This window comes from Bacillus sp. DX3.1, assembly GCF_030292155.1.
Classification (GTDB): domain Bacteria; phylum Bacillota; class Bacilli; order Bacillales; family Bacillaceae_G; genus Bacillus_A.
Genome location: NZ_CP128153.1, coordinates 2,133,892 through 2,154,847 on the forward strand (window position 1 = coordinate 2,133,892; position 20,956 = coordinate 2,154,847).

Sequence of the window (20,956 nt, forward strand, 5' to 3'; positions counted from 1 at the left end):
CCGTTACAAAGAACACGTATGTTAGTACGTTGCTAAGTGCTATTGATGATAACATCAATTGAACTAGGGTGGTAACGCGGGTAAACCCGTCCCTATCATTAGGGACGGGTTTTTTGTGTGCTTTTAAACATTTCAAAGGAGTGATTGTACATGGAAAAGGTAGATGTAAAAGAATCAGCTGTAGGGAGAGAAACACGAATTCGCAAGCAGTGGAACGAACAGAATATCTTTGAACAATCGATTCGAAATCGTGAAGGCGCACAATCTTTCGTTTTTTATGAAGGGCCGCCAACTGCAAATGGATTGCCACATGTTGGCCATGCACTCGGACGGACAATTAAAGATTTAGTAGCTAGATATAAAACGATGACTGGGTATAAAGTACTTCGTAAAGCGGGCTGGGATACACATGGGTTACCAGTTGAATTAGGAGTTGAAAAGCAGCTTGGCATTTCTGGTAAGCATGAAATTGAAGAATACGGAATTGAACCGTTTATTCAAAAATGTAAAGAAAGTGTATTTACGTATGAAAAGCAGTGGCGCGAATTTACTGAGAGCATTGGATATTGGGTCGATATGGATGAGCCGTATGTTACTTTAAAAAATTCGTATATCGAAAGTGTATGGCATATTCTTGGAACGATTCATGAAAAGGGCTTGTTATATAAAGGGCATCGCGTTTCTCCATATTGCCCGAGTTGTCAAACATCATTAAGTTCACATGAAGTGGCGCAAGGGTATAAAACCGTAAAGGATTTAAGTGCAACTGTAAAGTTTAAACTTGTAGATCGTGAAAATGAATATTTTCTTGGCTGGACGACAACCCCGTGGACACTTCCGGCCAATGTAGCACTTGCTGTACATCCAGATATGGACTATGTACGAGCGCAACAAGGTGATTCTGTTTACATTGTTGCGAAAGAACGTGTAAACGGTGTGTTAAAACAAGACTATAAAGTATTATCTGTTCATAAAGGTACAGAACTACTAGAACTTTCCTATCATCCACCATTTCATATGGACGAAGTTACGAATGGTTATCGTGTAATTAGTGCGGGCTTTGTTACAGGGGACAGTGGTACAGGACTTGTTCATATCGCGCCAGCTTATGGAGAAGACGACTATAAAGTTGTACAAGAACATGGCTTATCATTCCTTCATGTTGTGGATGAAAAGGGTGAGTATACTGCAGCTGTTCCATTCTTACAAGGGAAATTTGTGAAAGAGTGTGATGTTGATATTGTCCGTTATTTAGCTCAGGGAGGCTTGCTATATCATAAAGAGAAATATGAACATAGTTATCCGCATTGTTGGCGCTGTGATTCGCCACTACTTTATTATGCAGGAGAAAGCTGGTTCATTCGGACAACTGCAATCAAAGAAACGTTTTTAAAAAATAATGATGAAGTTACATGGCATCCAGAACATATGAAATACGGAAGATTTGGGAACTTTTTAGAAAATATGGTGGACTGGAATATTAGCCGAAAACGATACTGGGGAACACCGCTAAATGTATGGGAATGCGAAAGCTGTGATCATCAATTTGCGCCGAAGAGCATAGATGAATTAAGAAAGAACAGCGCGGGGCATACAGCAGAAAATTTAGAGCTGCATAAACCATATGTAGATGAAGTAAAGGTATGTTGTGAAAAATGCGGTAGCTTGATGGTTCGTACTCCAGAAGTAATCGATGTTTGGTTTGATAGCGGTTCGATGCCGTTTGCACAGTATCATTATCCATTTGAAAATAAAGAACTTTTTGAGGAACAATTTCCAGCCGATATAATTGCTGAAGGTGTTGACCAAACACGTGGTTGGTTTTATAGCCTATTAGCAGTAGCTGCCTTATACACTGGAAAAGTACCATACAAACGTGTATTATCTCTTGGGCATGTGCTAGATGAACAAGGACAGAAAATGTCAAAAAGTAAAGGGAATGCATTAGACCCAGTGGACTTAGTCGAGAAATTTGGTGCAGATGCACTAAGGTGGGCTCTTCTCGTTGATAGTGCACCTTGGAATGCAAAGCGTTTTTCAGAACGAACAGTGCAAGAGGCGAAATCAAAGATGGTCGATACACTCGTGAATGTGTATAGCTTCTATGTGTTATATGCGAATTTAGACAAATACGATCCGAAGAAAAAGTATGAAACGAAGCGAACGAAATTAGATGAATGGGTACTTTCACGTCTCAATAGTACGACGAAAAAAGTAAGAGAAGCGTTAGAAGCATATCAATTTACAAATGCAGCGAGGGAAATGGCAGTACTGGTCGATGAAGTGAGTAATTGGTATGTAAGACGTTCGCGCAATCGTTTTTGGGAATCTGGAATGAATGCCGAAAAAGCAGCAGCCTATGAAACGTTACATGAAGTACTCGTCACATTGAGCAAATTACTTGCTCCATTTATACCGTTTGTAGCGGAAGACATTCATTATAATTTAGAAGGTAGCAGTGTCCATGTAGCGGATTATCCAGTGCAGGACGAAACGTTGATACATGTAAAGTTAGAACAGGAGATGGCAGCTGTTTTACAAGTTGTCGAGCTTGGACGCAGTAACCGAAATCAGCATGCATTAAAAGTAAAGCAGCCATTAGCGGAACTAGTATTACTCGAGCATCATGAGCAGAAAGTGGACTGGGAATCCTATCGTGATATCGTCATGGATGAACTGAACGTAAAAGAATTTCATGTAGAATTAGATGAAACAAAGTATACATCGTACCAATTAAAGTTGAATTTTAAGACGGCAGGACCGAAATTTGGAAAGAGCGTCAATGCAGTAAATCAATGGCTAAAACAATTATCTCAAGAGGAAGTACAAAACTTCGTTTCAACTGAGAAAGTACTGCACAAGCTTACATCAGGGGAAGAAATTGTAGTAACACTTGAAGATGTATTAGTAGAAAAAGTACCGAAAGCAGGATTTTCTAACGCTACAAATGGAAAATATACAGTTATGTTAGATACGAATGTTACAGATGAATTGTTCCAAGAAGGAGTGGCACGTGAATTTATTCGAGCTGTTCAAGAGTACCGAAAACAGTTGAATTTACCAGTTAACTTGCGAGTAGATGTTATTGTTGACACAGATGATGAATTACAAAACACGTTAACGAAGCATAAAGAATTATTAGAAGAAAACCTTTTAGTAAAGCAATTTACATTCCATGCATTATTAAAAGAGGATGATGAAATTTCTTTAGGTGAGAAAAAGGTTCGGATTAAGTTAAGCCCAGCTAGCTAAATCTAAAAAATAGTATGTAAATGGAAAGTTCGAATGTTATATGATTCGAACTTTCTTTACTGTAGTATGTTGACCATAAAATTATCTTTTTAATAGTTTAGTAGCGTACTATCCAGTTATCTTTCTCATAATCCATTCTATAGGTCCTCTAGAAAATTTCTCTCGCCACAAAAAACTAAACAATACACTAAAAATGAAAAAGCAAGTAGCGAACGTTAAAACAAAAACTAAAGACTGATTTTCAAGTTTGTTTAAGAGAATCAATGTTCCTATACCTAAAATTACATGGCTCACATAATGAGTTAAAGTTAACTGTCCCGTTTTAATAAGGGTTGTAATAAACCAATTTTTTTCATACTTTTCAGTAATGTATAAGCAAAGTATTAAGGGTATTAAAGCAGATCCTGTAGCAGATAAGATGTATAAAACATTCGGTAAAATAGGTCCTGTATTGAATAAAAAGGTGGAAGCTTCCTTTCCGATATAGGGGATAAAAAAATGAGTGAATGCTTTTGACAACAATTCAGTAGTTGCTGTAATCATTAGGCTCATTATTAGTAGTTTGTTTCTAATTTTATTATTATGAAGATCCATTCGCCCAATCAACATACCAATCAAGAAGAAAGAGAACCATGGAAAAATGGGGTGGTAGCCGTTAAAGAATAAGTTACGAAGAAATCCTTTTAAGGACCAAAAATCTATATAGTTGATAAATGGAATTGGACCTCCCCAGCCTTCAAAGGAATTAAATGTTAATTGAAGATATTGTGCAGTTAGTAAAATGATGATAGACAACCAGAGTAACAACCTTTTATTAACTGTAATTAATAAGGCTGCAATAAAAAGATAAACACCATAGTAGTGTAGTATATCACCGGTCCAGTCGATTACATATAACAATAACCCTAAAACAAACAAGAACAGTGACCGTTTCCATATCATTTTTCGACTCTTCATAATTTGTGTTTGATCATGACTAGCGACAGATGATCTAGTCATGAGGGAAATCCCTATACCAGCAAGTATGACAAATAAAGCAGAAGCGCGGCCCTCAAATAGTGACATAAAAGTTATTAACCATGGAGGGCCATTACCTTCAGCCCCCGTTATCACCATAAAATTGACAATCAGCATCCCAAACATGGCCCATGCTCTGGCAAAATCTAAACCAGAAATTCGTTTTTTAACTTCCATGGGGATTACGTCCTTTAAATATACTATGCACAGCTTCAATCCATATTTGCTTATAATCCATGTGTCTATCAAACATCATGAAATTCCCTATATTATCAAGTACCAATGCAAGTACATGTGCTTTTGAGGTTAGGTTATCATTTACAATAAGTTGTAATGAGCCTGCTTTATTAAGGAGAGCTTCAAAACCATTTAAATATTCTCTTTGTATGGCAAGTAGTCGCTCGCTGTACATGTTATTTCTAGATGCGAGTAACATGTATTCTTGTAAGACGCGATTAAAATGAGGGTCCTTATTCTGTTCGTCAATCATGTTCAAACCAATTTTAATACATTTCTCAATAAAGTTATCCTGTGTAAATTCTTCCGTTTTAAAGAATGTTGAAAATTGAATTGCCTGACATAGTTCATCAAAGACACCTTCAATTAATGCATCTTTGGATTTAAAGTAATAATAAATAGAAGGTTTTGCTATCCCGACTTCCTCGGCAATCATTGTGTATGTTGTCTTGGCAATCCCGTGCTTTGCAAATAAACGATAACTTGCCCCGATTATTGAAGAAAGAGTTTCCTCACTTTTACTCATCATGAATCCTCCTACAATATAAGATTATATTCAGAGTATCATTCCTTATTATATTTTTCAACCTATCGTTAGGTAAAAAATAGCCTATTTTTTATTTAGTCCATATTCATTATTATTGGTTTTATTGCATAACTGAAACCATAAATTTCAAATTAATACTCATAGCGAATAATATCTTTCGAAAGTATTTATCGTTTTCATACTAAAATGTTGAGAAAATATTACTTTACTTATTTATATAAAAAAGAGAAAGGTAATATAATCACTCTTATAGAATTACTCGTACATTCAAAATTTATTTAAGAGAGTGGAGAGTGATTCTATTGTTCAAAAAAAGAGTTGTAGCAATTGCTACGGCAATCCCGTTAGTTTTTGGCGCGATATCTACTGCTTCAGCGGTAGAAGAAACACAGGTAAAGATAGAGAGGTTTTCACCTCAAGGAAAAGCAATGGACTATTTAAAAGTAAATGCTACGCAGTACTCGTTGAAAGCCGATTTATCAGATTTACAGTATGTTTCTACTACTGAAACACAGGTAGCATCTTATGTAAGGTTTCAACAAGTAGTAAATGGTGCTCCTGTATTTTCGAGGCAAGTAACAGTTACACTAAGTGGAGAAGGGAATGGATTACTTGCGGTTTCTGATTATCAGCCTGTTCAAAATGTGAAAGAAATAAAGCAAAAGATTAGTGAAAAAGAAGCAGAACAGAAATCACAATCATATGTTGCTGGAGTAGAAACTGAAAAAAATTTATGGGCGCCAACGATGCAAGAATTTGGATATATCATTGAGGAAGGAGTTGCAATTCCCGTATATCGCGTTGTAGTCCATGCTAATGAACCATTCGGTGCGTGGGAAACATTTATTGATGCGGAAAGTGGGAAATTGATTAAAAAGGTAGATATAAACCGTAAAGCGGAAGGAACAGGTAAAGTATTTTTGCCAAATCCTGTAGTATCAAGTGGTAGTTTAACTGGATTGAAGGATAATAATGATGCAGATTCAGCAGCATTAAATAATCAATTAAAAACAGTTACTTTAAAAGGTTTAAACGGTACAGGCTTTTTAGTTGGAGATTATGTAACGATTTCTTCAAAAGCAAATACGAAATCTACATCCCTCCAATTTAATTACACGCGTTCTAATGATAGCTTTGAAGATGTTATGTCATACTACCATATTGATACTTTACAACGTTATATACAACAAATAGGTTTTAAAAATATTAACAATCGATCTATTAAAGTAAATGTGAATGGAACGAAAGCTGATAATTCTTTCTATTCTCCTTCAACTAAGGCGTTAACATTTGGTACTGGTGGAGTAGATGATGCAGAGGATGCTGGAATCATCGCGCATGAATATGGGCACTCCATTCAAGATAATCAAGTACCAGGCTTCGGAAATTCTGCAGAAGGCGGGGCAATGGGAGAAGGATTTGGAGATTTCTTAGGTGCAACTTATGAGGATGCTGTATCAACGACAGGGTATGGAAAAGCGTGCATTGGAGAATGGGATGCGGCTTCATACTCTAGTTCGAACCCAACATGTCTGCGGCGATTAGATAACAATAAAGTATATCCAAAAGATATTGAAAATGAAGTACATGCAGACGGGGAAATTTGGGCACAAGGCCAGTACGAAATGGCACAAGCTTTCGGGCGTGATATTGCAACGAAAATTATTTTACAATCACATTGGTCACTTACTCCAAATGCCACATTTCGTGATGGTGCCAAGGCAATTAAACAAGCGGATGCTCTTCTTTACGGGGGACAACATGCAGCTGAAATTGATCGAATTTGGGCAGCAAGGGGAATTAGTACGAATTAGGAATACCACTGAATCATCATGAAAAACCCAACATAATTGATGCTATGTTGGGTTTTTTGATGAATATTGTTGTTTACCAAAAAATATATTTATAATTTTCTATAAGTGTAGGAAATTTACAGATTAGTAGCCATTAAATTTTTATCCATTAAGAATGCGATATAATCCGTAATAATAATTTGATTTCTGGCATTGGGTACTCTGTATCACCGTGAATATTTAGTGTCATAAGGCCAGAGAGAACTGTAAAGTAGCAGGAAATGAGATTACGAGGATTACCCTCAGCAAATACGCCTAATTTTTGCCCCTCTATGAATAATGGCTCCAATTTATCGACATAAACTTCCATAGAATATTGTTTGAGCAGTACTTTAGCTTCTTCGGGTACTTCATCTGATGTGCGAGCCTGATGAATTAGCATGAAACCAAGTTGATTTTCTTCATCGAGTATATGCTGAGTTAAAGCTTTTATTTTATCCATTGGTGATCCTGGTAGATGATAGAAGCATAGGCCATCAATTGATTCTTTCATTGCCCGTTGAACGAGTGTAGTGAAAAGTTCATCCTTTGATTTAAAATAGCGATAGAGAAGACCTGGGCTGATATTTGCTTCAGTAGCAATCATAATCATTTTCGTTCCGTTGATGCCCCGGCGTGCGAAGACTTTAAGGGCAGATTCCATAATTTGTTCCTTTCGCTCATTACGAATCTGTTGTAACTGATCTTCATTTAAAGGTGACAATAGGATTTCTCCTCTCCGTAGTAGTATTTTCTAATGACTGAAGAAACAATTGTGATTTATTTTTCAAGAGCTGATGTATTTTCGAGAAAAGACCTCTACTCAAAATAATTACTGACTTACTGACTTGAAAGCTGTCTGAGAGAAGGTAGGAACAATTTGATCTAATACGTCCTCTAATGGTTGACCATAGGTTAGTAAAAGCTCATGGAGGAAGTGATGCCCTTCATTAGATGAAGTGAGAATGGTCTGTACCATTTTTGGATTAAAGATAGTATGTGGGGAGATCGTCAATGAATTTACTGCCCAATACAGTCCATATAGTTCGAAATTTCGCTCGGTTGTTGCATATTTAAGATATAAATCCATATATTTTTGGCCAAAAGAAATTCCTTTCAATTGCTGTGAACTTACATATTCGACACCTTTCCACTGCAAATCAGTAGCACAATTGAGCCACCAAGCTGGCTCGATCACATCTTGCATTTTTTTGAGAACTCTTTGTTCAAAATGGGGAGTAGGATTATTTTGTTGTTCTTGCAAACAGGATTCGAGTACTTTTACTTCAATTGCAGCAACGGTCATTCCCTGACCAAAAATTGGGTCGTAAATACAGAATGCGTCTCCCAAAACTAATAATCCAGCTGGCCATCGGTGCATTTGTTCAAAGTGATGACGAAACAGTTCTGGAACGTGATAACTTCGAGGAGAGGATATTGGTTCAAACCCTTGCAAGATTTCGCCGATTATCGGACTTGGGAGCTCAGTAATAGCCTGTTCAAAGTCTTCGGCATTTGTAGGAGGATAATGTCCACCTGGACGATAAAGTAATACCTCAGCTACATTATTTTCAATAAAGGAAAATACTCCTGTAAAAGTTTCGTTAGCGGGCTGCCCTGCAATATTAATTGTATCCCATTTTTTTGTAAGATGTGATAGATGGGAAGGAACCTTATAACGACGGGTACTATATCCAAGAGAGACTTTCAAACGTTCTGAATCTGGTACATCATAGCCGTAATCTTGAAGCCGATTTACTAACCTAGAGGAACGACCACTGATATCAAATATCAAATCAGCATTCAGTATTCGTACTTGCTCGGATTTTCCACGTTCCCGGACTTGAATTCCTGTAACAGTTGTCTGATCTATCGTCATTAACAAGCCAATTACATTATGATTTGTCAGAAAACTAACATTAGGAATTTTTTGTACACGTTTACGAAGGGCCCACTCAAGCAATGCCCTACTAAACTTGATATCATTTCGTGGGTATTGCATTTCTATAGTGCCATATTGATTCATGTTGTAGACTATTTTATTCAGCACTGAAGGCGCCCCTTGTGCTACTAAATCATTTTCATAGCCTGGAAAGAGTCGTTCTGTAATTAACTTACCACGCTGGGTAAAACGATGTGGATGAAAAGCTTGTGGAGTGCCAGATCGGTTGTCTGGTTTTTCTGGAAAATCATCTTTATCAACTATAAGCACCTCTTTATAATAAGCAGAAAGTACTTTTGCAGTTAGTAATCCTCCAATACCGCCTCCAATGATAATAACTCGCTCTGTTTTCCCCTCTGTAAGTGCATACTTGGTATTAGTCATAATCGTAATCCTCCATTCATAAAGTGAAATTTTAATCAGTATTTTTTCATTCCACACTGATTATTAGTTAATCAAATTCGGCTTTTACTGCCTGTTCATACGGGATAAATGGTTTAACTAATGAGTAAATGAATCATTCATTACTAAGTTATGTTAATTTTTTGAAGTGTGAACTGGAAAATCAAAAAAATTATGAAGTGACTCTTTATATCTGCATGAAAAATAAAATATTCTGCACCAATATAAGTGGAGAAAGCTAAGTTTGGAAGTTGAAGAGCAGTTGAAGTTTTTAAAAGAAAAAATTATACAAAAAGGCGCTATCCTTTCCTAATATGTCTACAGAAAGAACAACACATTTTTGAATTTAATATATTTGTTTTGTAAGTTTGAAAATGGTGAGACTTTGTGAATCATAAAATGTGTTTTGTGATGTATCTAATTTAATTGCTTGAAGGTGTATGATTGTTGTAACTACTTGGATTCTAGATAAAGAAATTTTTATAGTATTTTCACAAATAATGCTTTCTGATTGTGCAGAAGGATTTCATTTTTTGGATTCTTTAAAAACAAAATGCTCTTTAAATTTTCTTCCTTCAACTTTTTGACCACTTATTGAAGGGATCGCGTGGAATGGCTTTAGAAGAAATCGTCCAAAACTGGATAAAATAAAAAATCGGAAAATAATGAAAAAAACAGCTTGCATTCTTCCGGTTGAAGGAATAGAATATTCTGTAAATATAAAAAGTGATGAACAGGAAAAATACATGATGCAAGGGTCTACAGAGAGCAATCGGAAGCTGGAAAGATTGCGATACTATATCATAGAAGGACACCTGTGAGCGTTGCTTTGAACGTGATTATTAGTAAAAGCGAACGGTACCTACCGTTATCAGGTCTAAGATGGTCAGTATGACAATTTGGGTGGTACCGCGGAAAAATCCGTCCCTTTTCTAGGGGCGGATTTTTGTATTTTTTGAAAGGAGGTGAGCGGTCGTGGATGATGACGATGACAACAATAATGTAAATAAATACGTAAATATAGGAGGCAGAAATGATGGAGCAAAAAATGAAACGGTCGCTCATTACTGAATGTAAAACGTCTGAAAAGAAAGTTGTTCGTCTGCAAGGTTGGGTGAAAAAGATTCGCCATTTAGGCAATGTCAGTTTTCTATTATTGCGTGACCGAACAGGAGTCATTCAATGTGTGTTAGAAAAAGACTTAGCTGGTTATAAGGCAGATGTGGAAAGTGTTGTTCAAATTACTGGAGAAGTGGTGGAAACAACAAAAACGGAACTAGGTGTTGAGGTGCTCGTGCATGACATTCAGTTATTGAATTCCTCAGAACCACTTCCATTTGAAGTAAATAAAAGAAAGTTACAAGTCGGTTTAGATCAAATATTAAATGAGCGTGTACTATCATTTCGACATGAGCGAATACAAGCAATTTTTACAGTTCAATCTATGTTAGTGCAGGCGTTTAGTGAGTATTTAATAGAGAACGATTTCACACGTGTCTTTACACCGAAAATTGTTTCACAAGGAGCAGAAGGCGGTGCTAACGTATTCCGGCTTCCTTACTTTCAGAAAGAAGCGTATTTAGCTCAATCTCCGCAATTTTATAAACAAATGATGGTCGCAGGCGGATTGGAACGTGTTTTTGAAATCGCTCCTGTTTATCGAGCGGAACATCACAATTCTTCCCGTCATTTGAACGAATATATATCTTTAGACGTAGAACTCGGTTTTATTGAAAGCTTCCATGAAGTAATGGAGCTAGAGAAAAATCTTTTACGTTATATGTTTGAAAAAGTAGAACAAAACTGTCAAAAAGAATTACAACTCCTGAAAGTCACAATACCCGTTATTTCAGAAATTCCAAAAATAACACTTGCAGAGGCACAGCGCATATTGCAAACAAAATATCGGAAAGAATCGCCGGCTGGGGATTTAGATTCAGAAGGAGAAAAATTGCTTGGAAAATATGTAAAAGAAATATACAGTAGTGATTTTGTCTTCATTATTCATTATCCGAAAGAAACGAGACCGATGTATACGATGCCCAATAAAGAAAACAAGGCAATTACAGATTCGTTTGACCTGCTGTATAAAGGTTTGGAAATAACGTCTGGTGCGCAGCGTATTCATCAACATGATCTATTACTTTCTTCATTTCAGGAAAAAGGATTACATCCAGAAAACTTTCAGTCGTATATTGATACATTTCGTTTCGGTTGTCCGCCACATGGGGGATTTGCGATTGGATTGGAACGACTTGTATATAAGTTTCTAGAATTATCGAACGTTCGAGAAGCAAGTGCGTTTCCAAGGGATTGTACACGTCTTATACCATAGTAAAAAAAACTCTCCATATATACTGGAGAGTTTTTTTATACATATATAGGAAGAAGTATGGAGCGAAAAAACAATATTCATTTAGTGAAGGAATATTGGAGATATATTCTTTTAATCATAAATTATTATATTGTATAAATAATAGGGAAAAATTTCTATAATACATTGAGAAATAGAAAATTCATACGTTATAATAAACTATGAATATAAAGAATCATTCGTATAATTTTGTGTAAGAAAGGGTATGAAATATGTTATATCAAACACAAGCAACACAGCAAACACCGGCGTACATCATTTATCTTCTTGATGTAAGTGCATCGATGAATCAAATGATGGATGCAGGGGGAGAAGAAAAACGACGTATCGACATTGTAACAGATGCTCTTTCCTTAGCGATTCGTCAAATGGTGTTTCGTTCTACGAAAGGCAGTCGTTTGTTGCCGAGATACCGTTTATCTATTTTAGCTTATAGCGATCATGTCTTTGATTTATTAGGTGGTGTGAAAACAATTGATGAAGTCGCTAGATTACGTCCGTTAGAAAAGATTCAAACGCATCGTTTAACAGATACAGCAAAAGCTTTTTCGGTAGTAGAAAAATTATTACAAAATGAATTACCAAACTTGCAAGATGGTCCAGCTCCTGTTGTATGTCATATGACAGATGGTGCTTCAACAGGTGAGGATCCAGAGCCGATTGTGCAAAGAATTATGAATATGTCAGTGCCGGATGGAAATGTGCTTGTTGAAAACATTTTCATTTCGGATGAAATCATGCAAGAGCCAATTTCTAACATAAAGCAATGGAAAGGTATTATGGCAGATACAAACATTTCGGATGAGTACGGTGCAAAACTACAACGGCTTTCATCGCCTATCCCTCAAAGTTATCGTGAAATGATGATTGAGCACGGATTTCATATTGCAGATGGAGCAATTATGATGTTCCCTGGTACAAATGCTGATTTAGTATCACTTGGCTTTCAAATGTCTGCTGCGACCCCGGTTCGATAGGAGGTGGAAGGGATGTTGGTACATACTACTTTGCCACAAGAGAAGGAAACGCTGTTGCAGGAACATAATACTGAATGTTTTACATATCGTTATAGTTATTGTAGAGCCAAGGAAGCACAGGAATTAAATGAAATTGGACAAGATTTTTTAGCGTTTCAGACAAGAGGAAATAGTTTTATATTTGTACTATGCGATGGTGTAGGAATGTCCTTTCATGGAGAAATAGCTGCCAAATTTCTCGGAACAAAATTAGTAAAGCTATTTGAAACTTGCTCGGATAAGGAGCAAGATTTTTCTATGTTTTTATATAAATGTTTGCAAGATTGGAAAAAAGAAGCAACAGAAGAAGTAAAAGCGTTTCAGTTACCAAAGGAAACGCCCTGGTTACTTCGTGATGTATTGGAAGAAAAGCGAAATCACGGCAGTGAATCTATGTTTATTGGTGGGAAAATTGAAGTGATTCCAAATCAAGACGAAGTGAATTTAATATTAGTTGCACATGGTGATTCATTCTTGCAATTGTTTCAAGAAAATAAAAAGTGTATGGATTTGATAGAGTATGAGAGAAAGACAGAGAACAGGTGGTCTACTCATCGCGGAATGATTGGTGGAGAGTTACAAATTATTTCGAAAACGTTATCTAGAAAAGAGGTAAATCGAATTGTCATTCATTCTGATGGTCTAGCACCGCTTCTTCAATATAATTTTGAAGAAGTAACAGAAGAAATAAAGAGGGCCCAGAGCTCCCCGACAAGTGATGATATCTCATTTCTTGATATTTCTTGGTAAGAACATGATGAAAAAAGGTGAATAAAGTTGGAAGAAATTATAGTGACGTACATTAAGCAGTCAAATGAGGAAATAGATATTGCTATTCCAAATGATGTGAAAGCGGAACAAGTTATTGAAGCCATTTTACATCATGAAAAGATAGATGAAACGTTAAGTGGAATCTATGAAATTCGAATAACAAAGGATAAAGAAGAGTGGCATTCTATTCGTAATGATGAGACTTTACGAGATAATGATGTTTGGGATGGTCAATATATTATGTTGCATAAAAAAGGAGCAATCATTCCTTCTTTTGAAATGTTACCAGCAAAAGATCAACATAATGAATCTGTTATACCTGATGTGCCTTCCGATAAAGAAGAAGGTTATGTTTGGAAAATTATTGAATAGAATGTTTTGTGAAAGAGGAAGGAGAAATGTTTTGTGCAAAAATCACCATATTTTCAGCGCTCTCCGCGTGTGAAAGTAGACATACCAACAGGCAATGTTGTCATTCATGATCCGCCAAATATACCAGAGGAACCGAAGTTTTCAATAGAAACAATGATATTGCCAGCGGCGATGACAATTCTAACACTGGTATTATACTTCGTGATGATGAAGGTTATGAAGATGAATTCAAGTTATATGCCACTTATGATGGTTTCTAGTATTCCAATGTTAGGATCTTATATATTTACAACAATGGGATATTTGCGTAACAAGAAAGAACATCGTCAAATGGTTGAGCAACTGCAAACAAGATATCTAGAGCAAATTCAAAAGCGCCGAGTGGAGTTAGATACATTAAAGGTCGAACAAGCAAAATATTTAATTACACAAAATCCAAGTCCTTTAAAAAGTGTACAACGAATTGAAAATCGAGAAAGTAATTTATGGGAAAGAACACCGGAAAGTCCAGATTTTTTAGATATTCGCATTGGAACGGGTTCAAGACCGTTTCTTATTGAATTAAAAGTTCCTGAACAAAGGGGATATGAAGAAAATGCATTAGTTACAGAAGCGCAAAATGTGAAAAGAGATTTTACAACAATTCCTAATGGGCATATTTCAATCTCTCTGAAAAAAAATGATGTAATTGGTGTAGTTGGGAATAAAGAAGATAGATTGAACTTTATTCGAACTGTAACGACACAAATTATGACGCATCATGCTCCAAATGAAGTGAAAATGGCAGCCTTTTATCATGAGCAAGAGAAAAAACAATGGGATTGGATGAGATGGCTTCCGCATGTATGGGACGAACAACGAAGCATGCGTTTTTTATCAGAGAATGAACAAGATGCACAAAGGTTGGCAGAAGCATTATTTACACCGCTTAATATGCGCAGAATCTATAATTCTTCAGCACAAGCGGATGCAAAAGTGCCATTAATCCCGATGTATATTTTCTTCTTATCTGCAAGAGAGTTTTTGGAAGATGATCCGCTTCTTCCTATGTTGCTTAGAGAAGGAGAGAGCGTGGGAGCTTCGACATTCATATTTGCAGAACAAAAAGAACGATTACCAATGGAATGTGATATTGTTATTAGTTTAAATGGAGAAAACGGTGAATTAGTAGAAACATTCTCGAGTTCGGCTGAAAATAGCGGAACAACACGTGCTAGCTTTAAAGTAGATCGTCTTTCATTTGAACGCTGTGAACTAGGTGCTCGTAGTATAGCGCCGATTCGAATAAAAAGTTCTACAGCAGCTAACATACCAAAGGTATTAACATTTTTAGATCTATTCCAAGTCAAGAAAATGGAAGAATTACAAGTGTTAGATCGCTGGAATGAAAATCGCTATCCAACTTCATTGCCGGTTCCAATTGGAGTAAGAGAAGGTAGCAAACCTGTTTTTCTAAATATTCATGACAAAATTGAGAAAAAAGGACACGGTCCACATGGATTAATGGCCGGTACAACAGGATCTGGGAAAAGTGAAGTTATACAGTCTATTATTGCAGCATTAGCGGTTACATACCACCCTCATGAGATGGCATTTATGCTAATCGACTATAAAGGTGGGGGGATGTCGAATACATTTACAGGGCTGCCACATATTATCGCATCGATTACGAACTTAGAAGATCCAAATTTAATAGAACGTGCAAGAATTTCGTTAAAAGCAGAGTTAGAGAGAAGACAAAAACTGTTCATTCAAGCTGGAAATGTCCAACATCTTGACGAATACTATGAAACAAGTTGGCGTGAGAAAGAACCTCTGCCACATTTATTTATTGTTATTGATGAGTTTGCTCAAATGAAAAAGGAACAACCAGAATTTATGGATGAACTTATTAGTGTCGCTGCAATTGGTAGAACGTTAGGTGTACATTTATTACTGGCAACGCAAAAGCCTTCTGGGGTTGTCAATGATAAAATTTGGAGTAACTCTCGTTTTCGTATTTGTTTGCGAGTACAAGATGGCGCAGATAGCCGTGAAATGCTAAAAATTCCAGATGCATCTAAAATTAATGTTCCTGGACGTGGGTATTTACAAGTCGGTAGTAATGAGATACTAGAACTATTCCAATCAGCTTGGAGTGGAGCTCCATATAATCCAGATGAGGAGAAGGTTGTAGATATTGTTGATTTCACAGAAGTAAAGCTTTCTGGTAAACGAATAAAAGTGAAAAAGCGTCCGAAACCTATGACGAATAGTCCAAAGCAATTGCAAGCCTTTATTCAATATATACAGACAATATCTGAGAAAGAAAATATTAAACCATTACCAGGGCCTTGGTTGGCGCCCTTACCAGAGAAATTATTATTAAATCGATTCTATGAAATAGAGAATTGGAATGCGGATGTATGGAAGAAAAGGGAAGAAGAGTTGCAGTTAACGGTGGGACTAATCGACGACGTGGCAAGTCAAGCACAGTATCCTTTGAATTTAGATTTACAAGAGGGACATTTAAATATTTATGGTATGCCAGGAACAGGGAAAACAACTTTATTACAAACAATTATTATGTCGCTTGCATTATCTCATACACCAGAGGAAGTAAACTTCTATGTGATTGATTTTGGTCGTATGTTTTTAGATTTTAGAGATTTACCACATATGGGTGGGATTGTGCAAGAAGGCGAAAATGAAAAAATGAAACGGTTATTCAGCTTTTTAAAGAAGGAAGTCACATATAGAAAAGAATGTTTTTCAGATATAGGGGCGAAATCTTACTCAATGTATAACCGAATGGTAGAAAAAAAAATCCCAGCTATTGTCGTGATGCTAGATGGTTATATTAGGTTCCGAAATGAATATGAGAAGGAAAATGAAATGTTAGAGCAATTGTTACGTGAGTCAAGTACGTATGGTATTTATTTTCATTTCTCACTCAATCAAACAACTGATATGTTTGACCGTGTTCGTAACAATATTCCGATGGCAATTTCGTTTGAATTGCAAGATAGAACTGAATATTATAGTTTAGTTGGAAGACCGAACTTTCCATTAATTGAAGTGCCATCTGGGCGTGGTTTAGCGAAAGGACAGCCACCAGAACTATTCCAAGCAGCATTACCTTTTATTGGGGAAAATGAATTGGAATATTCTCAGCAGTTAAAAACGATTATTCAAAAAATGAATGGAGCATGGACTGGAGAGAAAGCAAAATCAATTCCAATGGTTCCGAAAGAGTTGTTTGTTGAAGACATGCTAGAGCAATCAGAATCGTCTCAAATTTGTGCAGGTATCGAAACAGAAGATATTCGTTTGCAAAACTTTTCATTAGAAGAAATGACAAATATTTTCATTGGTGGAAGAATTGAAGGTGGTAAGACATCTTTATTACAAACACTGATTTTTTCACTTACCTATCAACATGCACCTGAAGAAATTGAATTATTTATGATTGATTTAAGTGAAAAAACAACGGGTATTTTGGCTCTTGGAGAATTACCTCATGTTAAGAAACGGATTACAGATGGTATGCAATTAAAAGAAATGCTAGATGAGTTGCTAGAAATAATAAATAGCAGAGAAGTGGTAATGCCGTCTTTAAATCCAAATGAAAAAATGAAGTTTCCATATTCGAGGATTATTATTGTTATTGATGATATTGATCAAATGTTGGCGTTATTATCTACTGATTTTGATGCAAAAAATAAAATGGAGCAAATTGTTCAAAATGGAAGAAATAAAGGGGTCCATTTTGTCGCAGCAGCTACAACATCAAGTATAAATAGTTATTCTCATGAAAAATGGTTTACGGAAATCAGAAAACGAAGCTTTAGTTATTTATTAGGTACAACGCAAAATAATGATGTGTATTTCTTTAATATAAAGCTTAAGCATGCAGAAATGGATCAAGAACTCCGGAGTGGTGAAGGATATTTTATACGCAGGAAGCCTATGAAAGTAAAATGTGCTTTTACACCGTTGCATTTACTTCATGATCTGACAAGAAAAATCACTACAAAATGGTCAAAATCGACAATTGAAAGAGTATAAAATTGGTTAAATTACAAAAAAATAGTTTTTTTGTAATTTACCCCTTTAAAAACAGTATGAATATAGTTTATAATCTAATTGTTACAATATTAATTGATCGAAAGGGGAAATACAGGATGGCAGAAATTAAAATTACACCCGAACAGCTTGAACAAATTGCTAGTAACTTCACAAATGCAGCAAGTGAAGCACAACAACAAATTAATAGACTTGAAGGCGACATTAATAATTTAGAAGGTCAATGGTCTGGGGCAACACAAGCAAAATTTAGAGGGAACTTTAATGAATCTAAACAAGCAATGCAACAATACATTCCAATTCTACAACACATTTCTGAAGAATTGAAAAAGATTGCTAATAACTTCCGTAACGTGGATAACTCATATTAATAGCGGAACAATTGCAAAAGACCAGGAGCTATTGTTCCTGGTCTTTTCTTTAAAAATCGTCATATGAGAGTAAGGAGATAAAATGGGATTCCGACCAGAAGTAGGAGAAAAAATAACTTTTCATACAGATGTTTATAGCTTTACAAAACATCCAGCAGTTATTGGTATTGATATGCCGTATGGACAAGAAGGTAGACAAGGGACTGTATATCAACTACAACATGAAAATAGTGCAGAAAGAATCGCTTTAAAAGTTTTTAAAGAACGCTATCGTGATGAAAAACACCAACTGGCATTTTTAGAACCTCTTTCTCATCTATTGGGGCTTAAAGTATGCTCACGCTACATTGTTACACAAGAAGAACATACAGCTGCTATTGAAAAATCAGAAGAACTTGCTAATAGTATTGTAATGCCATGGATAAAAGGGCCAACTTGGGCAGACATTTTACAAGAACAAAAATTTTTATCAAAACAACAATGTTTTTCAATTGCAGAGGCATTTCTTACAACACTTAAAACAATGGAAGAGAATGAAATTGCACATAATGATTTATCATCAAGTAATATATTAATCCCTTTATTAAGTGAAAATCCAATTGAGGGCCAACATAATATTGAACTTGTTGACGTCGAACAAATGTATGGTCCGAAAAGTAGGAGACCATCACTGTTACCAGCAGGTTCAGCTGGTTACGCGCCAACGTTTCTAAAAGGTGGGGTATGGCAAAAAGAAGCAGATCGTTTTGCTGGTGCTGTTTTATTAGGTGAGATATTAAGTTGGTGCAGTGAAGAAGTACGAAATAAGAAATGGACAGATGCCAGCTATTTTAAAACAGAAGAAATGCAGACGAAGTGTGAGCGTTATTTATTGCTTCAACAAACATTACATGAGCAATGGGATGACAAGATTGCACAGTTATTTGAGAAGGCATGGAACAGTAAAACCTTTGCAGAATGTCCAAGCTTTGCAGAGTGGTATGATGCATTCAATAGTGTTAGAGAGATAATTAAAATTGATGCGGAAAGAAAATCAGAACAAGAGCAATCTCTTTTTGTATCGAAATGTTTGGAAATTGCAAGATTACTAGAAGAGAGAGGATTTAAACAAGCAGCATTATTTGAATATAAAACGATTCTCAATTCATCACATCCATCAACTGCTCTAAAACAAGAACTAGCATATATGATTAAAACGATAGAGAGTCAAGAGCCTGAAATAAATCAAAGACGGGTGCTGCAAGGTTATTTGGAATTAGCTACTGAATTAGAGAGAGAAAACAATGCAGAATTTGCTTGTTTCGTCTATTCACGAATCATACAATTTCCAAACATTGATCAAGCACTAAAACAGGAAATTGAAAGCATCATTGAAGAGATAAAAGAACAACAAGGAACGTACCCTACTGAAGAAGTGGCTGCTGCTGTGACAGTCCCAAATAGCATCTTACAAAGCCGCAAACAAACAAAGAAACAAGTTGAATATGATATAGACGATGAAATCTTAAATGCGAAAGCATCGAATCAGCCCCTCTCATTAACACATGAACAACGAGAACCATCTGCATTTGCAAAATGGTGGAGAAAAAATAAAAAGCGTATTTTGATTATTGGCTCAAGTGTAATTGTAGTAGCAGTCGGTTCATTGTCGTATTATTTCTATACAACAAATGCGAAATACCAACAATTCATGGAACAAGCTCGGCAAGCGTATCACGATAAAAAATATAAATTAGCTGAAGAAGCTGTGGCTTCGGCTATTGCAGTGAAGGGAAAAGACGAAGCACATCTACAATTAGCAACAATTTATGTTGCGGAAGGTAAAAATAAAATTGCCATCGACTATCTTACTAAGTTAATAAAAGATAGGGAAATTGATAAAAACAACAAAGAAGCAGCGTATCTATTAGGTTCAGCAAACTTTCGAATCGGAAAATATCAGGAAGCAGTACCGAATTTTGAACAGGCACTTGCGAACAATGCTAAAGGGATTGAAATGTATAAAAAAGATGCGATGCGAGATTTAGCTGTGAGTCATATGAAAATGAAAGAATTTGAAAAGGCAGAAGATGTCATTGTTAAAATGAGCACAAATACAGATGAGGACAAGGCAATCGTTTCTTATCTAAAAGGGCAACTAGCAACTGCAACTGTGCAATTAGACAAAGCGGAGTCCTTTTTTAAAGAGGCGATTAAGCAAGATGCTAAAAATACTACATATACAATTGAACTTTCTAACTTATATGTGCTTTGGAATAAGACAAACTTGATTGATAGTGCGAAAAAAGAAGGAAACTACCAGCAAGCATCACAAGTATTACAAACTGCAATTCAAAAGGATCAAAATAATATAGAGCTATTAAATCAATTAGGAATTGTTTATTACGAAGCTGGTCAATTTTATGAAACGCGTGATGGGGGCAAAAGTACGGCTGCTTACCAACAAGCACTACAAGCCTATAATAGGGTTGTCAATAGCGGTATGCGTGACACAAATACGCTTGTGAATGTAGGGATTTTATACGATAAAGTGGGACAAGGAAATGAAGCAGAACGATTCTTCTCTGAAGCATATTCGCAAAATGATGAAGATCCGCATGTGAATTTTGCGTTCGGCATGTTTAAAATTAAACAAAAGAAATATGAAGAAGCAAGCCGATTCTTAAGAAAAACCGTACAAGCAAATGAAAATCAAGCTGAAGTGAAAACAGCACAAGAAAAACTATCAGAAATGAAAACAAACGGCTGGATTCAATAA

At 36.0% G+C, this 20,956-nt stretch carries 13 protein-coding genes and 2 other annotated features (1 of these 15 cut by a window edge); of the genes, 9 read left to right on the forward strand and 4 right to left on the reverse strand.

The features are described from left to right. Positions 1–97: a binding site (T-box leader), on the forward strand; it begins 143 nt to the left of the window's first position. A gap of 53 nt (positions 98–150) precedes the next feature. After that, positions 151–3,252 carry an isoleucine--tRNA ligase gene (gene ileS / locus QRE67_RS10335; RefSeq protein WP_286124775.1) on the forward strand — a complete coding sequence of 1,034 codons (3,102 nt, stop codon included), beginning with the start codon at positions 151–153 and terminating at the stop codon, positions 3,250–3,252. A 108-nt stretch (positions 3,253–3,360) separates the two neighbouring features. On the opposite strand, the gene QRE67_RS10340 is transcribed toward ileS, so the two are convergent. Then, positions 3,361–4,446, reverse strand: coding sequence for a DUF418 domain-containing protein (locus QRE67_RS10340; protein WP_286124776.1), 1,086 nt, complete (start codon positions 4,444–4,446; stop codon positions 3,361–3,363). Continuing rightward, entirely contained in the window at positions 4,436–5,032 is a 597-nt protein-coding gene (locus tag QRE67_RS10345) for a TetR/AcrR family transcriptional regulator (RefSeq protein WP_286125241.1), read from the reverse strand. Before QRE67_RS10345 ends, QRE67_RS10340 begins: the two co-directional genes overlap by 11 nt. A gap of 323 nt (positions 5,033–5,355) precedes the next feature. Here QRE67_RS10345 and QRE67_RS10350 point away from each other — a divergent pair, with 323 nt between their 5' ends. Continuing rightward, a complete protein-coding gene (locus QRE67_RS10350) occupies positions 5,356–6,867 on the forward strand; it encodes a M36 family metallopeptidase (RefSeq protein ID WP_286124777.1) in 1,512 nt (503 codons plus the stop codon). Between the two features lie 148 nt (positions 6,868–7,015). Here the strand turns inward: QRE67_RS10350 and QRE67_RS10355 are convergent, their stop codons facing one another. Together QRE67_RS10355 and QRE67_RS10360 are read right to left on the reverse strand one after the other, a co-directional pair. Continuing rightward, positions 7,016–7,609, reverse strand: coding sequence for a TetR/AcrR family transcriptional regulator (locus tag QRE67_RS10355; protein WP_286124778.1), 594 nt, complete (start codon positions 7,607–7,609; stop codon positions 7,016–7,018). Between the two features lie 108 nt (positions 7,610–7,717). Then, entirely contained in the window at positions 7,718–9,211 is a 1,494-nt protein-coding gene (locus QRE67_RS10360) for an NAD(P)/FAD-dependent oxidoreductase (protein ID WP_286124779.1), read from the reverse strand. A gap of 738 nt (positions 9,212–9,949) precedes the next feature. Continuing rightward, positions 9,950–10,161: a binding site (T-box leader), on the forward strand. 104 nt (positions 10,162–10,265) lie between these two features. On the opposite strand from QRE67_RS10360, the gene aspS reads away from it, so the two are divergent. From aspS to QRE67_RS10395, 7 genes are all read left to right on the forward strand, one after another. Continuing rightward, complete coding sequence (gene aspS, locus QRE67_RS10365; RefSeq protein WP_286125242.1) at positions 10,266–11,564, forward strand: aspartate--tRNA(Asn) ligase; 1,299 nt, start codon at positions 10,266–10,268, stop codon at positions 11,562–11,564. Between the two features lie 251 nt (positions 11,565–11,815). Further along, positions 11,816–12,580, forward strand: a complete 765-nt coding sequence (locus tag QRE67_RS10370) for a vWA domain-containing protein (protein ID WP_286124780.1) — start codon at positions 11,816–11,818, stop codon at positions 12,578–12,580. A gap of 12 nt (positions 12,581–12,592) precedes the next feature. Continuing rightward, positions 12,593–13,369 (forward strand): protein phosphatase 2C domain-containing protein, encoded by a 777-nt coding sequence (locus tag QRE67_RS10375; protein ID WP_483298673.1) that lies wholly within the window; start codon positions 12,593–12,595, stop codon positions 13,367–13,369. A 27-nt stretch (positions 13,370–13,396) separates the two neighbouring features. Then, on the forward strand, positions 13,397–13,762 hold the full coding sequence (locus tag QRE67_RS10380) for a ubiquitin family protein (protein ID WP_286124781.1): 366 nt from the start codon (positions 13,397–13,399) through the stop codon (positions 13,760–13,762). 33 nt (positions 13,763–13,795) lie between these two features. Then, on the forward strand, positions 13,796–17,809 hold the full coding sequence (essC, locus tag QRE67_RS10385) for a type VII secretion protein EssC (protein WP_286124782.1): 4,014 nt from the start codon (positions 13,796–13,798) through the stop codon (positions 17,807–17,809). Positions 17,810–17,925: 116 nt separating this feature from the next. Beyond that, positions 17,926–18,198 (forward strand): WXG100 family type VII secretion target, encoded by a 273-nt coding sequence (locus tag QRE67_RS10390; RefSeq protein ID WP_286124783.1) that lies wholly within the window; start codon positions 17,926–17,928, stop codon positions 18,196–18,198. Positions 18,199–18,280: 82 nt separating this feature from the next. Further along, positions 18,281–20,956, forward strand: a complete 2,676-nt coding sequence (locus QRE67_RS10395) for a tetratricopeptide repeat protein (protein WP_286124784.1) — start codon at positions 18,281–18,283, stop codon at positions 20,954–20,956.